Here is a 15,719-nt window from a genome sequence, read left to right as displayed (position 1 = left end):
GTGCGTGGAATTACTGATTTACCTCATCCTGTTTTTACTGGTCTTGATTGTTTCAAGCACAACCAATAAGCTCCTGCCCTTTTTGCCTCTCCCTTTGGTGCAGATTCTTTTGGGAATTGTGATTGGTCTCTTTTTACCCAATACAGACTTTCACCTCAATACAGAGTTGTTTTTGGCACTGGTTATCGGACCCTTGCTTTTCCGAGAGTCGGAAGAAGCGGATATTACGGCTATTTTAAAACACTGGCGAATCATTGTTTATCTCATATTTCCAGTGATTTTCATCTCGACCCTGAGTTTGGGTGGCTTGTCCCATCTTCTTTGGCTCAGTCTTCCCTTGGCGGCTTGCTTGGCTGTTGGGGCGGCACTTGGCCCTACGGACTTGGTAGCCTTTGCCTCTCTTTCGGAGCGGTTTAGCTTTCCTAAGCGCGTGTCCAATATCCTTAAGGGTGAAGGACTCTTGAATGATGCTTCTGGCTTGGTTGCCTTTCAGGTAGCTTTGACAGTTTGGACAACTGGGGCATTTTCCCTTGGGCAAGCGAGTAGTTCGCTCATCTTTTCAATCCTAGGCGGTTTTTTGATTGGCTTTTTAACAGCCATGACCAACCGTTTCCTCCATAGTTTTTTACTTAGTGTACGAGCAACGGATATTGCCAGCGAACTTTTATTAGAATTGAGTTTGCCCTTGGTAACCTTCTTCCTGGCAGAAGAAGTCCACGTTTCAGGGATTATTGCCGTTGTAGTTGCTGGGATTTTAAAGGCAAGCCGTTTTAAGAAAATTACGCTCCTTGAAGCCCAGGTGGATACGGTGACCGAGACGGTCTGGCATACAGTGAATTTTATGCTAAACGGTTCTGTCTTTGTGATTTTAGGGATGGAGTTGGAAATGATAGCAGAACCTATCTTGACCAATCCAATCTATAATCCCTTACTTTTATTGGTATCTCTTATAGCCCTTACCTTTGTCCTCTTTGCTATTCGTTTTGTCATGATTTATGGCTATTATGCCTATAGGACTAGACGTCTCAAGAAAAAGTTAAATAAGTATATGAAGGACATGCTTCTTTTGACCTTTTCAGGTGTCAAGGGAACGGTGTCAATTGCTACGATCCTTCTGATACCAAGTAATCTAGAACAGGAGTATCCTCTCTTGCTTTTCCTTGTCGCAGGTGTGACGCTAGTAAGCTTTTTCACAGGCCTATTGGTCTTGCCTCATCTTTCTGATGAACAGGAAGAAAGCAAGGATTATCTCATGCATATCGCCATTTTGAATGAAGTAACGATAGAATTGGAAAAAGAGTTGGAAGATACCAGAAATAAGCTCCCTCTCTATGCAGCCATTGACAATTATCATGGACGTATTGAAAATCTCATCCTGAGTCAAGAAAATAAGGGGGCTCAAGAAGACTGGGAGGCTTTAAAACTTCTCATCCTCAGTATTGAAAGTGATGGTTTAGAACAGGCTTACGAAGAAGGCAAGATGAGTGAGCGTGCTTATCGGGTTTACCAACGTTATTTGAAAAACATGGAACAAAGTATCAATCGTAAGTTTGCGTCACGATTGACCTATTATTTCCTTGTTTCCTTGCGGATTTTACGTTTTCTCCTACACGAAGTCTTTACCTTTGGCAAGACCTTCCGCAGTTGGAAAAATGAAGAATCACAGAAACTCAGAGCTCTTGACTATGACCAAATTGCAGAGCTCTATCTAGAAAATACAGAGATGATTATCGAAAGTTTGGAGAACCTTAAAGGGGTTTACAAGAGTTCTTTGATCAGCTTCATGCAGGATTCTCGTCTCCGAGAAACAGCTATCATCACCAGTGGTGCCTTTGTCGAACGGGTTATCAATCGCGTCAAGCCCAACAATATCGATGAAATGCTGAGAGGCTATTATCTGGAGCGCAAGTTGATTTTCGAATATGAAGAGAAACGATTGATTACGACCAAGTATGCCAAGAAGTTACGACAAAATGTGAATAACTTAGAGAACTATTCCTTGAAGGAAGCTACCAATACCCTCCCTTATGATATGATGGAATTGGTAAGAAGAAGCTAATCAAGATTGTAAGTGAAGGAGTGTGACATGAAGAAGTGGTTGAAAGAGCTGATAGACAAGCCTTTAGTAAAAGCTTTTTTGCATTATTATCAAGCATCAGATAGTGAGTTAACCAGTGTCGCAGTAGCCTACTATTGGTTGATTTCGATTTTTCCACTTCTTTTGGTGGTGGTTAATATCCTCCCTTATTTTCGGATTCCAGTTTCTAATTTTTTAAAGGTTGTCAATGAATTCTTGCCGGAAAGCATGTATGATGTGGTGGCAAAGATTATTACAGAAGTGCTGACCCAACCGTCAACAGGCTTATTGAGTTTTGCGGTTTTATCAGCCCTCTGGACCTTTTCAAAATCCATGAATTTCCTACAGAAAGCCTTTAATAAAGCTTACGGAGTAGCTAAAAATCGTGGGATGATTTCCCATCAGCTCATGAGTTTGTTTGTCAGTTTTGGCTTGCAGATTCTATTTGCCTTAGCTCTATTTCTCAGTGTCTTTGGTCGCATGCTCCTCAACCTTATCAAAAGTTACTGGAAATCGGATAGTCCTCTCTTTGATTATCTGCAAGACCTAACAGGTCCCTTGGTCTATGCTTTGATTTTTGCAATCTTGGTCATGCTTTATTATTTCCTGCCTAATGTTAGGGTCCGACGAATTCGCTTTGTATTGCCAGGTAGTGCTTTTGTCATGCTGACTCTGGCCTTACTGCTCAATATCTTTTCAGTCTATGTTAACAATTATGTCAATCACCTAGTGGACGTGCGTTTTTTCAGTTCCGTCGTCGTGGTGGTCATGATGTTCTGGTTTATTCTCATCGCTAAGATTTTGATTATCGGCGCGGTGATCAATGCCAGTGTCCAGAGCTTGAAAGATACGAGCTTTAGAATAAATTAACTCATTTTTTATCCATTACAAAACGCATACTATCAGGCTTTATAAAACCTTGATAATATGCGTTTTTTGATTATATAAATTAATAGATAAACATGGCATCGCCAAAACTGAAGAAGCGGTAGTGTTCTTGAATGGCATGGTGATAAGCGTCTAAGACTAATTCACGGCCGGCAAAGGCAGAAACCAACATGACCAGAGTTGATTTTGGCAGGTGGAAGTTGGTTGAGAAGGCATCTACAACCTTCCATTCATAGCCAGGTTTGATAAAGATATTGGTCCAGCCAGAATCTGCTTGGATTTTCCCATCAAACTTGGAACCAATAGTTTCCAAGGTGCGGATAGAAGTGGTTCCGACAGCGATGACACGGCCTCCATTTTCCTTGACAGATCGAAGGGTGGCAGCAGCTTCCTCAGAAAGTTGGTAGAATTCTGAGTGCATTTCGTGTTCGTCCAGATTGTCAACTGAAACGGGTCTAAAGGTTCCGAGTCCGACATGAAGAGTCAGATAGACTAGATGAACACCCTTAGCTTGGATTTCTGCCAGCAGTTCTTTGGTGAAGTGTAGTCCAGCAGTTGGTGCTGCAGCAGAGCCACTTTCCTTGGCGTAAACGGTTTGATAGCGTTCACGGTCATCCAATTTTTCATGGATATAAGGTGGTAATGGCATTTCTCCTAGACTTTCCAAAACTTCTAGGAAAATTCCTTGGTATTCAAAGCGGACAATGCGGCCCCCGTGAGTCAATTCTTCCGTAACGACAGCGCTGAGGCGACCATCACCAAAGCTGACACGAGTACCAACCTTGAGGCGTTTGGCAGGTTTAGCAAGAACTTCCCACTCATCTCCACTAGTATTTTTAAGAAGGAGAAGTTCCACATGGCCTCCAGTTTCTTCCTTTTGACCATAGAGGCGGGCAGGGAGAACGCGGGTGTCATTCATAACGAGGGCATCACCAGGTTCCAGCATATCAATAATAGAGTGGAAGTGTTTATCCTGCATTTCTCCTGTCTCACGGTTGACGATGAGGAGTTTAGAGGCATCCCGTTTTTCAAGGGGTGTTTGGGCAATCAATTCCTCCGGCAAGTGGAAGTCAAAATCAGCTGTATTCATATATCTGTTCATTCTTTCTAAGTTCTAATCCTATCCATTATAACATGTTTCAAGTATAGTCGCTCTTTTTTTAGAAATTAAATCGTTTTCACTTGACAGAAATTGGTCTATACCATATAATAAATATAGATTAAAATGGAGGATGAAAAGATGAAAGTCATTAAAGTTGAAAACCAAATCGAAGGTGGAAAAGTTGCTTTTGAGATTTTAAAGGAAAAATTGGCCAATGGAGCTCAAACTCTAGGACTTGCGACAGGAAGTAGCCCACTTGAATTTTACAAGGAAATTGTTGAAAGTGACCTTGATTTTTCAAATCTAACCAGTGTCAACCTTGATGAGTATGTAGGCCTTGATGGTGACAACCCACAGTCTTACCGTTATTTTATGCAAGAAAACTTGTTTAACCAAAAACCATTTAAAGAAAGTTTCTTGCCTCGTGGGATTAAGGACAATGCTGAGACAGAAGTTGAACGCTACAACCAAATTTTGGCTGACCATCCAGTTGACCTCCAAATCTTGGGAATCGGTCGCAATGGACATATCGGATTTAATGAGCCTGGTACTCCATTTGACAGTCAAACACATCTAGTAGAACTTGACCAGTCGACTATCGAAGCCAATGCGCGCTTCTTTGACAAGATTGAAGACGTCCCAACCCAAGCTATTTCAATGGGGATTAAAAACATCTTGGATGCTAAGTCTATTATTCTTTTTGCTTACGGTGAATCAAAAGCAGAAGCCATTGCCGGAACAGTGTCTGGCCCAGTGACTGAGAATCTACCAGCAAGTAGCCTGCAAAATCACCCTGATGTGACCATCATCGCAGATGCTGAAGCGCTCAGCTTACTTGAGAAATAAAAAAGCGACCACCTTCAGTTTTTCTATTTAATGCTTCCAAGACCTGTATAAACGGCAGAAAAAATCAAAATTAAACCGCATTTTTTCTTGACAATTATTACTTTTACGTGTAAAATAGAATAGATCTTGAACTTGAAGGGAGTGAAAAAAATGTCTAAAACAGTAGTACGTAAGAATGAATCTCTTGACGACGCACTTCGTCGTTTCAAACGTGCGGTTACTAAAGCTGGTACTCTTCAAGAAACACGCAAACGTGAATTCTATGAAAAACCTTCTGTAAAACGTAAACGTAAATCAGAAGCAGCTCGTAAACGTAAAAAATTCTAATTAGAAATGAAAGGCTGGAGAAATCTAGTCCTTTTTCTTTTAATACTCTTCGAAAATCAAATTCAAACCACGTCAACGTCGCCTTGGATTATATATGTGACTGACTTCGTCAGTCTTATCTACAACCTCAAAACGGTGTTTTGAGCAACCTGCGACTAGTTTCCTAGTTTGCTCTTTGATTTTCATTGAGTATAAATAAATACTTCAAAACCTGCAAAAATCTGAAATATCCTCCTACAATTTGATATAATAGAGAGAAGAACTCATTTGAAGGAGGAAATGATGTCGGTTTTAGTAAAAGAAGTGATTGAAAAGCTTAGACTAGACATTGTCTATGGCGAACCAGAATTACTTGAAAAGGAAATTAATACCGCGGACATTACGCGACCTGGTCTTGAAATGACGGGCTATTTTGACTATTATACGCCTGAGCGAATCCAGCTCTTGGGAATGAAGGAGTGGTCCTACCTCGTTTCGATGTCCTCTCACAACCGTTACCAAGTCTTGAAAAAAATGTTTCTACCTGAGACACCTGCGGTTATTGTTGCCCGTGGTTTGGTAGTTCCAGAGGAAATGTTAAAGGCAGCCAGAGAATGTAAGATTGCCATCTTAACTAGTCGTACAGCTACTAGTCGTTTGTCTGGAGAGTTATCTAGTTATCTGGATTCTCGTTTGGCAGAACGGACCAGTGTACACGGTGTCTTGATGGATATCTATGGGATGGGTGTCTTGATTCAGGGAGATAGCGGTATCGGTAAGAGTGAAACAGGTTTAGAGCTTGTCAAACGTGGTCACCGCTTGGTAGCAGATGACCGTGTCGATATCTTTGCCAAGGATGAGATTACTCTTTGGGGTGAACCAGCTGAAATCTTGAAACACTTGATTGAAATTCGTGGGGTTGGGATTATCGATGTTATGAGCCTCTACGGTGCGAGTGCGGTCAAGGATTCTTCACAAGTCCAGCTGGCTGTTTACTTGGAAAATTACGATACGCATAAGACTTTTGATCGTCTTGGAAACAATGCTGAAGAAATAGAAATTTCTGGCGTAGGCATTCCTCGTATCCGTATTCCAGTTAAAACAGGTCGGAATATCTCTGTCGTGATTGAGGCTGCTGCCATGAATTATCGTGCCAAGGAAATGGGCTTTGATGCGACTCGTTTGTTCGAAGAACGCTTGACAAATCTCATTGCTCAGAACGAGGTGCCTAATGCTTGATCCAATTGCTATTCATCTAGGCCCTATAGCCATTCGTTGGTATGCCTTGTGTATTGTGACAGGCTTGATTCTTGCGGTTTATTTGACCATGAAAGAAGCGCCTAGAAAGAAAATCATACCAGACGATATTTTAGATTTTATCTTGGTAGCCTTTCCCTTGGCTATTTTAGGAGCTCGTCTCTACTATGTTATTTTCCGTTTTGATTACTATAGTCAGAATTTAGGAGAGATTTTTGCCATTTGGAATGGTGGTTTGGCCATTTACGGTGGTTTGATAACTGGGGCTCTTGTCCTCTATATCTTTGCTGATCGTAAACTCATCAATACTTGGGATTTTCTAGATATTGCGGCACCTAGCGTCATGATTGCCCAAAGTCTAGGCCGCTGGGGTAATTTCTTTAACCAAGAAGCTTATGGTGCAGCAGTGGATAATCTGGATTATCTACCTGGCTTTATTCGTGACCAGATGTATATTGAGGGGAGCTACCGTCAACCGACCTTCCTTTATGAATCTCTATGGAATCTACTTGGCTTTGCCTTGATTCTGATTTTTAGACGAAAATGGAAGAGCCTCAGACGAGGTCATATTACTGCTTTCTACTTGATTTGGTATGGTTTCGGTCGCATGGTCATCGAAGGTATGCGGACAGATAGCCTCATGTTCTTTGGACTTCGAGTATCTCAATGGCTTTCAGTTGTTCTTATCGGATTGGGTATTTTTATCATTCTTTATCAAAATCGTAAGAAGGCCCCTTACTATGTTACAGAGGAGGAAAATTAAATGTTAGAAGTTGCATATATTCTTGTAGCCCTTGCTTTGATTGTATTTTTAGTGTATTTAATCATTACTGTACAAAAGCTTGGACGTGTTATCGATGAAACAGAGAAGACGATTAAAACCTTAACTTCAGATGTAGATGTGACCTTGCATCATACCAATGAATTGCTGGCTAAGGTCAATGTCTTGGCAGATGATATCAATGTCAAGGTGGCAACGATTGATCCACTCTTTAGTGCTGTTGCAGATTTATCTCTATCTGTTTCAGATCTCAATGACCATGCGCGTGTATTGAGTAAGAAAGCTTCATCAGCTGGTTCAAAAACATTTAAGACTGGTGCAAGTTTGTCAGCTCTTCGTCTTGCAAGTAAATTTTTCAAAAAATAAAAAAGGAGAATCCTTATGGGTAAACTATCCTCAATCCTTTTAGGAACCGTTTCAGGTGCAGCTCTTGCCTTGTTTTTAACAAGCGACAAGGGCAAACAAGTTTGCAGTCAGGCTCAAGATTTTCTAGATGATTTGAGAGAAGATCCTGAGTATGCCAAGGAGCAGGTCTGTGAAAAACTGACAGAAGTTAAGGAGCAGGCTACAGATTTTGTTCTTAAAACCAAAGAACAGGTTGAGTCAGGTGAAATCACTGTGGACAGTGTACTTGCTCAAGCCAAATCATGTGCTCGCCAAGCGACAGAAGCATCAAAAGATCGATTCAATAATCTCAAGGAGCAATGGCAAGAAAAGGCCGAAACTCTTGATGAATCAGAAGAGATTGTTATTGACATAACAGAAGAATAAACCATCACCATCTCTGGACGGACTATGTGTCTGGGGATGGTGATTTTTTTCTCGTAGCGTGTCTTTGTGGTATAATAATTACTATGCAGAAAAAACCAACGTCAGCCTATGTGCACATCCCATTTTGTACCCAGATTTGTTATTATTGTGACTTTTCAAAAGTTTTTATCAAGAATCAGCCGGTAGATAGTTATTTGGAACATCTGTTAGAAGAGTTTCAATCTTATGATATTCAAAAGTTGCGAACCCTCTACATCGGTGGTGGCACACCGACAGCTTTGTCAGCTTCGCAACTGGAGGTGTTATTGAAGGGATTGACTAAAAACTTGGACCTGTCTGTTTTAGAAGAGTTGACTATTGAGGCTAATCCAGGCGACTTGGATGCGGATAAGATTGCTGTTTTGAAAAACTCGGCTGTCAACCGTGTTTCGCTAGGTGTGCAGACCTTTGATGACAAGATGCTGAAAAAGATTGGGCGCAGTCATTTGGAGAAGGATATTTATGAAAATATCGACCGTCTGAAACTGGCTGGTTTTGACAATATCTCCATCGATTTGATTTATGCACTGCCTGGTCAGACCATGGAGCAGGTCAAGGAAAATGTGGCTAAGGCTATTGGGCTGGATATTCCTCATATGAGTTTGTATAGCTTGATTTTGGAAAATCATACGGTCTTTATGAACCGTATGCGACGAGGGAAGTTGCCTCTGCCTAAGGAGGAAGTGGAAGCTGAGATGTTTGAATATATCATCGCAGAGCTGGAGCGAGCTGGTTTTGAGCATTATGAGATTTCCAATTTCTCAAAGCCTGGTTTTGAAAGTCGCCATAATCTCATGTACTGGGACAATGCTGAATACTATGGCATCGGTGCTGGGGCCTCTGGTTATGTCAACGGAGTGCGCTATAAAAATCATGGTCCGATTCGTCATTATCTCAGTGCAGTTGAGGAAGGCAATGCACGTATCACAGAAGAGCACCTGAGTCAAAAAGAGCAAATGGAAGAAGAAATGTTCTTGGGACTCCGCAAGAAATCAGGAGTCTCCATGGCGCGATTTGAGGAAAAATTTGGGCGGTCTTTTGATGGACTTTATGGAGAAATTGTCAAGGACTTGGTTCAACAAGGTCTCATGCAAATAGAGGGTGACCGCGTGCGCATGACAAAGAGAGGTCTCTTTTTAGGAGACACTGTAGCAGAACGATTTATTTTGGAGTAGGATGATGGGCTTAACTTATCAAATGAAAATGAAAATTCCTTTTGATATGGCTGATATGAACGGTCATATCAAACTCCCAGATGTGATTTTACTGTCTCTGCAAGTTTCAGGGATGCAGTCGATTGAACTGGGAGTTAGTGATAAGACTATTTTGGAAGAGCATAATCTGGTCTGGATTATCACAGACTATGATATTGAGGTGGTTCGTTTGCCTCGTTTTGCGGAAGAAATTACCATCGAAACGGAAGCTTTGAGCTATAATCGACTTTTTTGCTACCGTCGCTTTACCATTTATGATGAAGCGGGACAGGACCTTATCCACATGATGGTGACCTTTGTTCTCATGGATCGAGATAGTCGAAAAGTCCAAGCTGTCGAACCCGAGATTGTGGCTCCTTACCAGTCTGATTTTGATAAAAAACTTATCCGCGGGCCAAAGTATGAGTCCTTGAACGAATCAATCAGCAAGGATTACCATGTCCGTTTTTACGATTTGGATATGAATGGTCATGTCAATAACAGTAAATACTTGGACTGGATTTTTGAGGTCATGGGAGCGGATTTTTTGACCCAATATATTCCCAAGAAAATCAATCTCAAGTATGTCAAGGAAGTTCGACCAGGTGGGGTGATTACATCGGCTGTTGAACGAACTGGACTGGAAACCAAGCATGAGATTACAAGTGATGGGGCTACCAATGCCCAAGCAATTATCACTTGGCAAGAAATGAAGAAGGATTAGAGAAAAATATGAAATATAAAGGCTATTTAATTGATTTAGACGGAACAATTTATAAGGGGAAAGATCGAATTCCAGCAGGAGAAGCTTTTGTCCATGAATTGCAAAAGCGGAATATCCCCTATCTTTTTGTAACAAACAATACAACCCGCACTCCAGAGAGTGTTCAAGAGATGTTGGCTCAGAATTTTAATATCGATACGCCCCTATCGACTGTCTACACAGCGACTTTGGCAACGATCGACTATATGAACGACTTGGGGCTTGAAAAGACCGTCTATGTCATCGGAGAAGCAGGGCTCAAGGAAGCCATCAAGGCAGCTGGTTATGTGGAAGACAAGGATAATCCTGCCTATGTGGTAGTAGGTCTGGACTGGCAAGTCGACTATGAAAAATTTGCGACAGCAACTCTAGCTATCCAAAAGGGTGCTCACTTTATCGGAACCAACCCTGACCTCAACATCCCGACAGAACGCGGTCTTTTGCCAGGTGCTGGTTCACTGATTACCCTGCTTGAAGTAGCAACACGAGTGAAGCCTGTTTATATTGGAAAACCAAATGCCATCATTATGGATAAGGCGGTTGAGCACTTAGGTTTGGAACGTGAAGAGTTAATCATGGTCGGGGACAACTATTTAACAGATATCCGAGCAGGGATTGACAATGGCATTCCAACGCTCTTGGTGACAACAGGTTTTACCAAGGCGGAAGAAGTAGCAGACCTACCAATCGCACCGACTCATGTGGTTTCTAGTCTTGCGGAGTGGGATTTTGATGAAAACTAAATTAACCTTTTGGGGCTCTATGCTCTTTCTACTCTCCCTCTCAATCCTTTTGACCATTTATTTGGCTTGGATTTTTTATCCTTTGGAGATTGAGTGGCTGAACTTGACGGATCGAGTTTATCTAAAACCAGAAACTATTCAATACAACTTTCATATTTTGATGAATTATCTGACCAATCCTTTTAGTCAAGTCTTAGAGATGCCTGATTTTCGTTCGTCAGCAGCTGGTCTGCATCACTTTGCAGTGGTCAAGGACCTCTTTCACCTAGTTCAGCTGGTTGCTCTAGTTACCCTGCCAAGTTTCTATTTCTTTGTCAAAGGGATTGTGAAAAAGGGCTTTTTATCTTTATTCAGTAAGGGGCTTTTGACTCTAGTAGTCTTGCCTGTGCTGATTGGTCTTGGGGGAGTCTTGATTGGTTTTGATCAATTCTTTACCCTTTTTCATCAAATTCTCTTTGTGGGAGATGATACCTGGCTTTTTGATCCAGCCAAGGATCCTGTTATTATGATTTTGCCAGAGACCTTTTTCCTTCATGCCTTCATCCTCTTTTTTGCCCTCTATGAAAGCTTCTTTGGTTTTCTGTACCTGAAAAGTCATAGGAAATAATACTAAAGATATTCTTATTTTGCATAAATCAATTAGGTATGTGATTCGAAACTATTGTCAAGAATGAATTAATCAAATCCAAAAAGGGTTAATCGTTCGCAAACAGTCTATTTTTCTTGAAAAAATAGGCTTTTTTTCTAAAAATCCCTAGTCAAGCGCTTTATTTTTTTGTATAATAGAATTAGCAAAGTATAGATAAGAAGAGAAAAGCATGATTACACTATTTCTATCACCGAGCTGTACTTCATGTCGTAAGGCGAAGGCCTGGTTAGAAAAACATAAGGTGCCCTTTGAGGAGCACAATATTATGACTAGTCCTTTAACGAGAAAAGAATTGCAACACATTCTTTCCTTGACCGAAAATGGTACTGATGACATCATTTCAACTCGTTCAAAAATTTTTCAAAAATTAGATATTGATGTAGAGAGTATTTCAGTATCGGAATTGCTTCATTTGATTGAGCAGTATCCTAGTCTTTTGCGTCGTCCAATTATTATTGATGCCAAACGTATGCAAATTGGTTTTAATGAAGATGAGATTCGTGCTTTTCTCCCTCGTAGTTACCGTAAGCAAGAACTAAAAGAAGCAAGAATGAGAGCTGGTATTAGTTAATGAACAAACAGTATAGTTACCCACTAGATTTGTCGTGGAGCACTGAAGAACTTGCTTCAGTGCTTTCTTTTTTTAATGATGTTGAAGCTGCCTATGAAGGCAAGGTGGAGGCTAAAAAGTTACTGGACTCCTATAAGGGATTCAAAGCGGTCGTGCCAAGTAAGAGCGAAGAGAAACGTTTGGGACGAGAATTTGAAACAGTTAGTGGCTATTCGCTTTACCGAGCAGTTCAGACTGCCAAGGAAAAAGGGGAAGGGAAGATTTCTCTTGGAAAGTAAATTTGAATTTGCCAAAGAGCTTGTTAAGAGAGCGGGCCAGTACATACTTGACCATATGCAGGAAGACTTGCGTGTTGAAACCAAGTCCTCTCCAACAGATTTGGTGACCAAACTGGACAAGGAAGTTCAGGAGCTATTGGTTGGTGAGATTTTGTCTCGTTATCCTGAAGATAAGATTTGTGCTGAAGAAGGTTGTCTGCGAGCCTCGGTTCAAGAGGGCAGGGTTTGGGTCATTGATCCCATTGATGGGACCAATAATTTTGTAGCCCAGCAGGAAGATTTTGCTGTTATGATGGCTTATTTTGAAAATGGTCAGGGACAGTTTGGTCTGATTTATGATGTGGTCAAAGGGGATTGTTATCACGGTGGTGGTAAGTTTCCAGTCTGTCGAAATGATCAGCTCCTAGCTCCCTTTAAAGTAAAACCACTTGGAGATTTCCTCATTGCAGGGAATAGTGGTATGTTGGAAACCAACGAATGGGGGCTGGCTGATTTGGGTCGAGCTGTGCTTGGTGTTCGAGTCTATGGGAGTGCGGCCATTAGTTTTGCCAAGATTTTGTCAGGGCGTTTGTTGACCTATGTCACTTATCTGCAACCATGGGATTATGCTGCGGCTAGTATTTTAGGGGAAAGTCTGGGCTATCGGGTTGTGACCCTATCTGGTCAAGCGCTTGATTTTCAAACCAGACAGCCGGTCATGATGCTACCTCTTGAGATGCAGGAGGAAATTCAGTCCTATATTTACGAAAGGAAAAGAACTTAAATGCAATTTCCAGAAGGATTTGTTGAAAAATATGAAGAGATACTAGGAGATGAGGCAAGAGATTTTCTTGCCTCTTTTGAGGAGGAAGCGGTTTCGGCTTTTCGGGTCAATCCTTTAAAAGAAGCGCCAGTTTCCTTTCCTAATGCCATTCCTCAAACTCCTTGGGGACATTATGGGAAGGTTTCAGGGAAATCGCCTGAGCATGCCACTGGTTTAGTTTATTCGCAAGAACCTGCTGCCCAGATGGTGGCTCAGGTAGCCCAGCCCAGTCCTGGTATGAAGGTTTTGGACTTGGCAGCTGCACCGGGTGGAAAATCAACTCAGCTGGCAGCCTATCTAGCAGGGGAGGGTCTCCTTGTTTCCAATGAAATTTCAAGCAAACGGGCTAAGATTTTAGTAGAAAACATGGAGCGCTTTGGAGCGACAAATGTCGTGGTGACCAATGAATCTGCTGACCACTTGGCCAAGGTTTTTAAGGGCTATTTTGACCTCATTGTCCTTGATGCCCCTTGCTCAGGGGAAGGGATGTTCCGTAAGCAACCAGATGCTATGGACTATTGGAGCTTAGATTATCCGAGTCAATGCGCTAACTTGCAAAGAGAAATTCTGGAAGATGCAGTAACCATGCTAGCTGAAGGTGGTCGTTTGGTTTATTCAACCTGTACCTGGGCACCTGAGGAAAACGAAGAGATTGTCAATTGGTTGCTGGAGGAGTATGATTTTGATTTGTTGCCAGTAGAGCATATCAATGGAATGGTAGCTGGTATTGACCTGCCAGAAACGGCTCGTATGTACCCACATCATTTTAAGGGAGAGGGGCAATTTGTAGCCCATTTGCAATTTAAAGGTGACAATCCAGCTCCTAAATTTAAGGCAAGTAAGAGCAACCTCAGCCGAGAACAAGTTTCCTTGTGGCAGGAATTTACCCAAAACCACCTGAAGGTTAATCTACTGGGTATCTTGCAGACTTTTGGAGACCAGCTTTATCTCTTGCCAGAACTTTTGCCAGATTTAGAGAAACTCAAGATTGCTAGGAATGGCCTGCATCTGGGTACCTTTAAGAAGAAACGCTTTGAACCCAGTTTCGCTCTTGGTCTAGCCTTGAAACCGAGTCAGGTCAAGCAGTCGGTTGAAATTGACCAAGAGAAATTTGTAAAGTATGCCGCTGGAGAAACCGTTCAGCTGGCAGAAAGTCTGCCAAATGGTTGGTACCAAGTTTTGGTTCAAGGCAATGGGTTGGGCTTTGCTAAGGTGACGGGAAATGTTTTGAAAAATTATTTTCCAAAAGGCCTAAGATTCAAGTGAAAATGCTAGTCAAAGTAGCTTGTCTATGTTATAGTGGAAGTATGGATTTTTTTCAAATTGTCTTTCATTTTAAGTCAAAATTGGTGGAGATGGTAACTAAGCAAATTTCTAGTTAAACCAAGCTAATACTCTTCGAAAATCAAATTCAAACCGCGTCAACATCGCCTTGCCGTACTCAAGTACAGCCTGCGGCTAGTTTCCTAGTTTGCTCTTTGATTTTCATTGAGTATAAGAACTTTAGTTGGCTCCCAATTTTAAAAAAGAAAAACATAAATAAATAGTTGAAAAAATTCACAGCATTCACCATTATTTTCAAGGAGAAAAACAGTGAAAAAAAGGAAAAAACTCGCTCTATCCCTTGCAGCTCTTTTGCTGGCAGGTTCTTTGGCGGGATGTGCTAGCTGGATTGATCGTGGGGAATCCATGACAGCTGTTGGCTCAACGGCTCTTCAGCCCTTGGTCGAAGCAGCAGCAGATGAATTTGGCTCTATGCACATTGGAAAAACAGTTAACGTCCAAGGTGGCGGATCTGGTACAGGTCTGTCTCAGGTTCAGTCTGGAGCCGTTGATGTAGGAAATTCAGACGTATTTGCCGAGGAAAAAGACGGTATCAACGCATCCGCTCTAGTGGACCATAAGGTAGCCGTAGCGGGCTTGGCAGTCATTGTAAACAAAGAAGTTGATGTTGAAAATCTGACAACTGAACAACTCCGTAGCATCTTCACAGGTCAAGTGACCAACTGGAAAGAAGTCGGTGGGAAAGACCTAGCCATTTCCATTATCAACCGCGCGGCAAGTTCAGGTTCACGTGCAACCTTTGATAGTGTTATCATGGATGGTCAATCTGCCGTGCAGAGTCAAGAACAGGATTCAAATGGGATGGTTAAAAACATTGTTTCTCAGACACCAGGAGCCATTTCTTACCTAGCCTTTGCCTATGTGGATGACTCGGTTAAACGCATGAAGTTGAATGGCTATGAGCCGATTGCAGAAAATGTTACAAGCAATAACTGGCCTTTGTGGTCTTATGAACACATGTACACCCTAGGCCAACCAAATGAATTGGTGGCAGAATTCCTCAACTTCGTCCTCTCAGATGAAGCGCAAAGCGGAATCGTTAAGGGAATGGGCTATATTTCTGTCAAGGAAATGAAGGTTGAAAAAGATGCTGTCGGAACGGTGACAGCACTAGAAGGGAGTCACTAATGAATCAAGAAGAATTAGCTAAAAAATTACTTTCTCCCTCAAAGAACTCTCGTCTAGAGAAATTAGGAAAAGGCTTGACCTTTGCTTGTCTGTCTTTGATTGTTATCATCGTGACCCACAGTATGCAGCAGGCTGCGCGTGCTAGTGACTACACAGGATTTTTCTACTTGGGTGACTTGAT

Annotated in this window: 18 protein-coding genes and 1 pseudogene; 18 read left to right on the top strand and 1 reads right to left on the bottom strand. The window is 41.7% G+C overall.

Translation table 11 applies throughout. The features are described 5' to 3' along the window. Positions 1-4: 4 nt before the first annotated feature. Both KUA57_RS05300 and KUA57_RS05295 read left to right on the top strand, forming a co-directional pair. Positions 5-2,059: a cation:proton antiporter gene (locus KUA57_RS05300; protein ID WP_004255758.1), complete on the top strand. Its 2,055-nt coding sequence runs from the start codon at positions 5-7 to the stop codon at positions 2,057-2,059. A 27-nt stretch (positions 2,060-2,086) separates the two neighbouring features. Continuing rightward, on the top strand, positions 2,087-2,947 hold the full coding sequence (locus tag KUA57_RS05295) for a YihY/virulence factor BrkB family protein (protein ID WP_218493786.1): 861 nt from the start codon (positions 2,087-2,089) through the stop codon (positions 2,945-2,947). Between the two features lie 79 nt (positions 2,948-3,026). On the opposite strand, the gene queA is transcribed toward KUA57_RS05295, so the two are convergent. Further along, positions 3,027-4,055, bottom strand: a complete 1,029-nt coding sequence (queA, locus tag KUA57_RS05290; protein ID WP_218493828.1) for a tRNA preQ1(34) S-adenosylmethionine ribosyltransferase-isomerase QueA — start codon at positions 4,053-4,055, stop codon at positions 3,027-3,029. 150 nt (positions 4,056-4,205) lie between these two features. On the opposite strand from queA, the gene KUA57_RS05285 reads away from it, so the two are divergent. The 16 genes and pseudogenes from KUA57_RS05285 to KUA57_RS09595 form a co-directional block, all read left to right on the top strand. Then, complete coding sequence (locus KUA57_RS05285) at positions 4,206-4,913, top strand: glucosamine-6-phosphate deaminase (protein WP_218493785.1); 708 nt, start codon at positions 4,206-4,208, stop codon at positions 4,911-4,913. A gap of 150 nt (positions 4,914-5,063) precedes the next feature. Further along, complete coding sequence (gene rpsU, locus KUA57_RS05280; protein WP_000048054.1) at positions 5,064-5,240, top strand: 30S ribosomal protein S21; 177 nt, start codon at positions 5,064-5,066, stop codon at positions 5,238-5,240. 282 nt (positions 5,241-5,522) lie between these two features. Next, a complete protein-coding gene (gene hprK, locus KUA57_RS05275; RefSeq protein ID WP_000115152.1) occupies positions 5,523-6,458 on the top strand; it encodes an HPr(Ser) kinase/phosphatase in 936 nt (311 codons plus the stop codon). Then, a complete protein-coding gene (gene lgt / locus KUA57_RS05270; protein WP_218493784.1) occupies positions 6,451-7,239 on the top strand; it encodes a prolipoprotein diacylglyceryl transferase in 789 nt (262 codons plus the stop codon). The genes hprK and lgt overlap by 8 nt, the downstream gene beginning before the upstream one ends. Further along, complete coding sequence (locus tag KUA57_RS05265) at positions 7,240-7,623, top strand: DUF948 domain-containing protein (RefSeq protein WP_042750944.1); 384 nt, start codon at positions 7,240-7,242, stop codon at positions 7,621-7,623. 15 nt (positions 7,624-7,638) lie between these two features. After that, positions 7,639-8,028 carry a YtxH domain-containing protein gene (locus KUA57_RS05260; protein WP_000517381.1) on the top strand — a complete coding sequence of 130 codons (390 nt, stop codon included), beginning with the start codon at positions 7,639-7,641 and terminating at the stop codon, positions 8,026-8,028. Positions 8,029-8,111: 83 nt separating this feature from the next. Further along, positions 8,112-9,242: a radical SAM family heme chaperone HemW gene (gene hemW, locus KUA57_RS05255; protein ID WP_218493783.1), complete on the top strand. Its 1,131-nt coding sequence runs from the start codon at positions 8,112-8,114 to the stop codon at positions 9,240-9,242. A gap of 4 nt (positions 9,243-9,246) precedes the next feature. Next, positions 9,247-9,984 (top strand): acyl-[acyl-carrier-protein] thioesterase, encoded by a 738-nt coding sequence (locus tag KUA57_RS05250; protein WP_218493782.1) that lies wholly within the window; start codon positions 9,247-9,249, stop codon positions 9,982-9,984. Between the two features lie 8 nt (positions 9,985-9,992). After that, complete coding sequence (locus tag KUA57_RS05245) at positions 9,993-10,766, top strand: TIGR01457 family HAD-type hydrolase (protein ID WP_049487855.1); 774 nt, start codon at positions 9,993-9,995, stop codon at positions 10,764-10,766. Next, a complete protein-coding gene (locus KUA57_RS05240; protein WP_218493781.1) occupies positions 10,756-11,373 on the top strand; it encodes a TIGR01906 family membrane protein in 618 nt (205 codons plus the stop codon). The genes KUA57_RS05245 and KUA57_RS05240 overlap by 11 nt, the downstream gene beginning before the upstream one ends. A gap of 211 nt (positions 11,374-11,584) precedes the next feature. Next, positions 11,585-11,986 (top strand): Spx/MgsR family RNA polymerase-binding regulatory protein, encoded by a 402-nt coding sequence (locus KUA57_RS05235; protein WP_000631254.1) that lies wholly within the window; start codon positions 11,585-11,587, stop codon positions 11,984-11,986. Beyond that, positions 11,986-12,264 (top strand): UPF0223 family protein, encoded by a 279-nt coding sequence (locus KUA57_RS05230; protein WP_001041977.1) that lies wholly within the window; start codon positions 11,986-11,988, stop codon positions 12,262-12,264. The genes KUA57_RS05235 and KUA57_RS05230 overlap by 1 nt, the downstream gene beginning before the upstream one ends. Beyond that, entirely contained in the window at positions 12,254-13,027 is a 774-nt protein-coding gene (locus KUA57_RS05225) for an inositol monophosphatase family protein (protein ID WP_218493780.1), read from the top strand. The genes KUA57_RS05230 and KUA57_RS05225 overlap by 11 nt, the downstream gene beginning before the upstream one ends. After that, positions 13,028-14,332, top strand: a complete 1,305-nt coding sequence (locus tag KUA57_RS05220) for an RsmB/NOP family class I SAM-dependent RNA methyltransferase (RefSeq protein ID WP_218493779.1) — start codon at positions 13,028-13,030, stop codon at positions 14,330-14,332. It begins immediately after the preceding gene. 327 nt (positions 14,333-14,659) lie between these two features. Then, positions 14,660-15,538, top strand: a complete 879-nt coding sequence (locus tag KUA57_RS05215) for a phosphate ABC transporter substrate-binding protein PstS family protein (RefSeq protein ID WP_049486872.1) — start codon at positions 14,660-14,662, stop codon at positions 15,536-15,538. Further along, positions 15,538-15,719 (top strand): annotated as a pseudogene (locus KUA57_RS09595) (hypothetical protein); the annotation flags it as partial. The gene KUA57_RS05215 and the pseudogene KUA57_RS09595, both read left to right, overlap by 1 nt.

It is taken from the genome of Streptococcus vulneris (assembly GCF_019218685.1).
Classification (GTDB): domain Bacteria; phylum Bacillota; class Bacilli; order Lactobacillales; family Streptococcaceae; genus Streptococcus; species Streptococcus vulneris.
The sequence above is the reverse complement of the archived record's forward strand: the minus strand, read 5'-3'. Positions and strand labels throughout refer to the sequence as shown.

What these genes read in the sequence shown, in the direction of transcription:
- KUA57_RS05295 (WP_218493786.1), top strand. Translation starts at nt 2,087, where the DNA reads ATGAAGAAGTGGTTGAAAGAGCTGATAGACAAGCCTTTAGTAAAAGCT.
- queA (WP_218493828.1), bottom strand. Translation starts at nt 4,055, where the DNA reads ATGAATACAGCTGATTTTGACTTCCACTTGCCGGAGGAATTGATTGCC.
- KUA57_RS05285 (WP_218493785.1), top strand. Translation starts at nt 4,206, where the DNA reads ATGAAAGTCATTAAAGTTGAAAACCAAATCGAAGGTGGAAAAGTTGCT.
- rpsU (WP_000048054.1), top strand. Translation starts at nt 5,064, where the DNA reads ATGTCTAAAACAGTAGTACGTAAGAATGAATCTCTTGACGACGCACTT.
- hprK (WP_000115152.1), top strand. Translation starts at nt 5,523, where the DNA reads ATGTCGGTTTTAGTAAAAGAAGTGATTGAAAAGCTTAGACTAGACATT.
- lgt (WP_218493784.1), top strand. Translation starts at nt 6,451, where the DNA reads ATGCTTGATCCAATTGCTATTCATCTAGGCCCTATAGCCATTCGTTGG.
- KUA57_RS05265 (WP_042750944.1), top strand. Translation starts at nt 7,240, where the DNA reads ATGTTAGAAGTTGCATATATTCTTGTAGCCCTTGCTTTGATTGTATTT.
- KUA57_RS05260 (WP_000517381.1), top strand. Translation starts at nt 7,639, where the DNA reads ATGGGTAAACTATCCTCAATCCTTTTAGGAACCGTTTCAGGTGCAGCT.
- hemW (WP_218493783.1), top strand. Translation starts at nt 8,112, where the DNA reads ATGCAGAAAAAACCAACGTCAGCCTATGTGCACATCCCATTTTGTACC.
- KUA57_RS05250 (WP_218493782.1), top strand. Translation starts at nt 9,247, where the DNA reads ATGGGCTTAACTTATCAAATGAAAATGAAAATTCCTTTTGATATGGCT.
- KUA57_RS05245 (WP_049487855.1), top strand. Translation starts at nt 9,993, where the DNA reads ATGAAATATAAAGGCTATTTAATTGATTTAGACGGAACAATTTATAAG.
- KUA57_RS05240 (WP_218493781.1), top strand. Translation starts at nt 10,756, where the DNA reads ATGAAAACTAAATTAACCTTTTGGGGCTCTATGCTCTTTCTACTCTCC.
- KUA57_RS05235 (WP_000631254.1), top strand. Translation starts at nt 11,585, where the DNA reads ATGATTACACTATTTCTATCACCGAGCTGTACTTCATGTCGTAAGGCG.
- KUA57_RS05230 (WP_001041977.1), top strand. Translation starts at nt 11,986, where the DNA reads ATGAACAAACAGTATAGTTACCCACTAGATTTGTCGTGGAGCACTGAA.
- KUA57_RS05220 (WP_218493779.1), top strand. Translation starts at nt 13,028, where the DNA reads ATGCAATTTCCAGAAGGATTTGTTGAAAAATATGAAGAGATACTAGGA.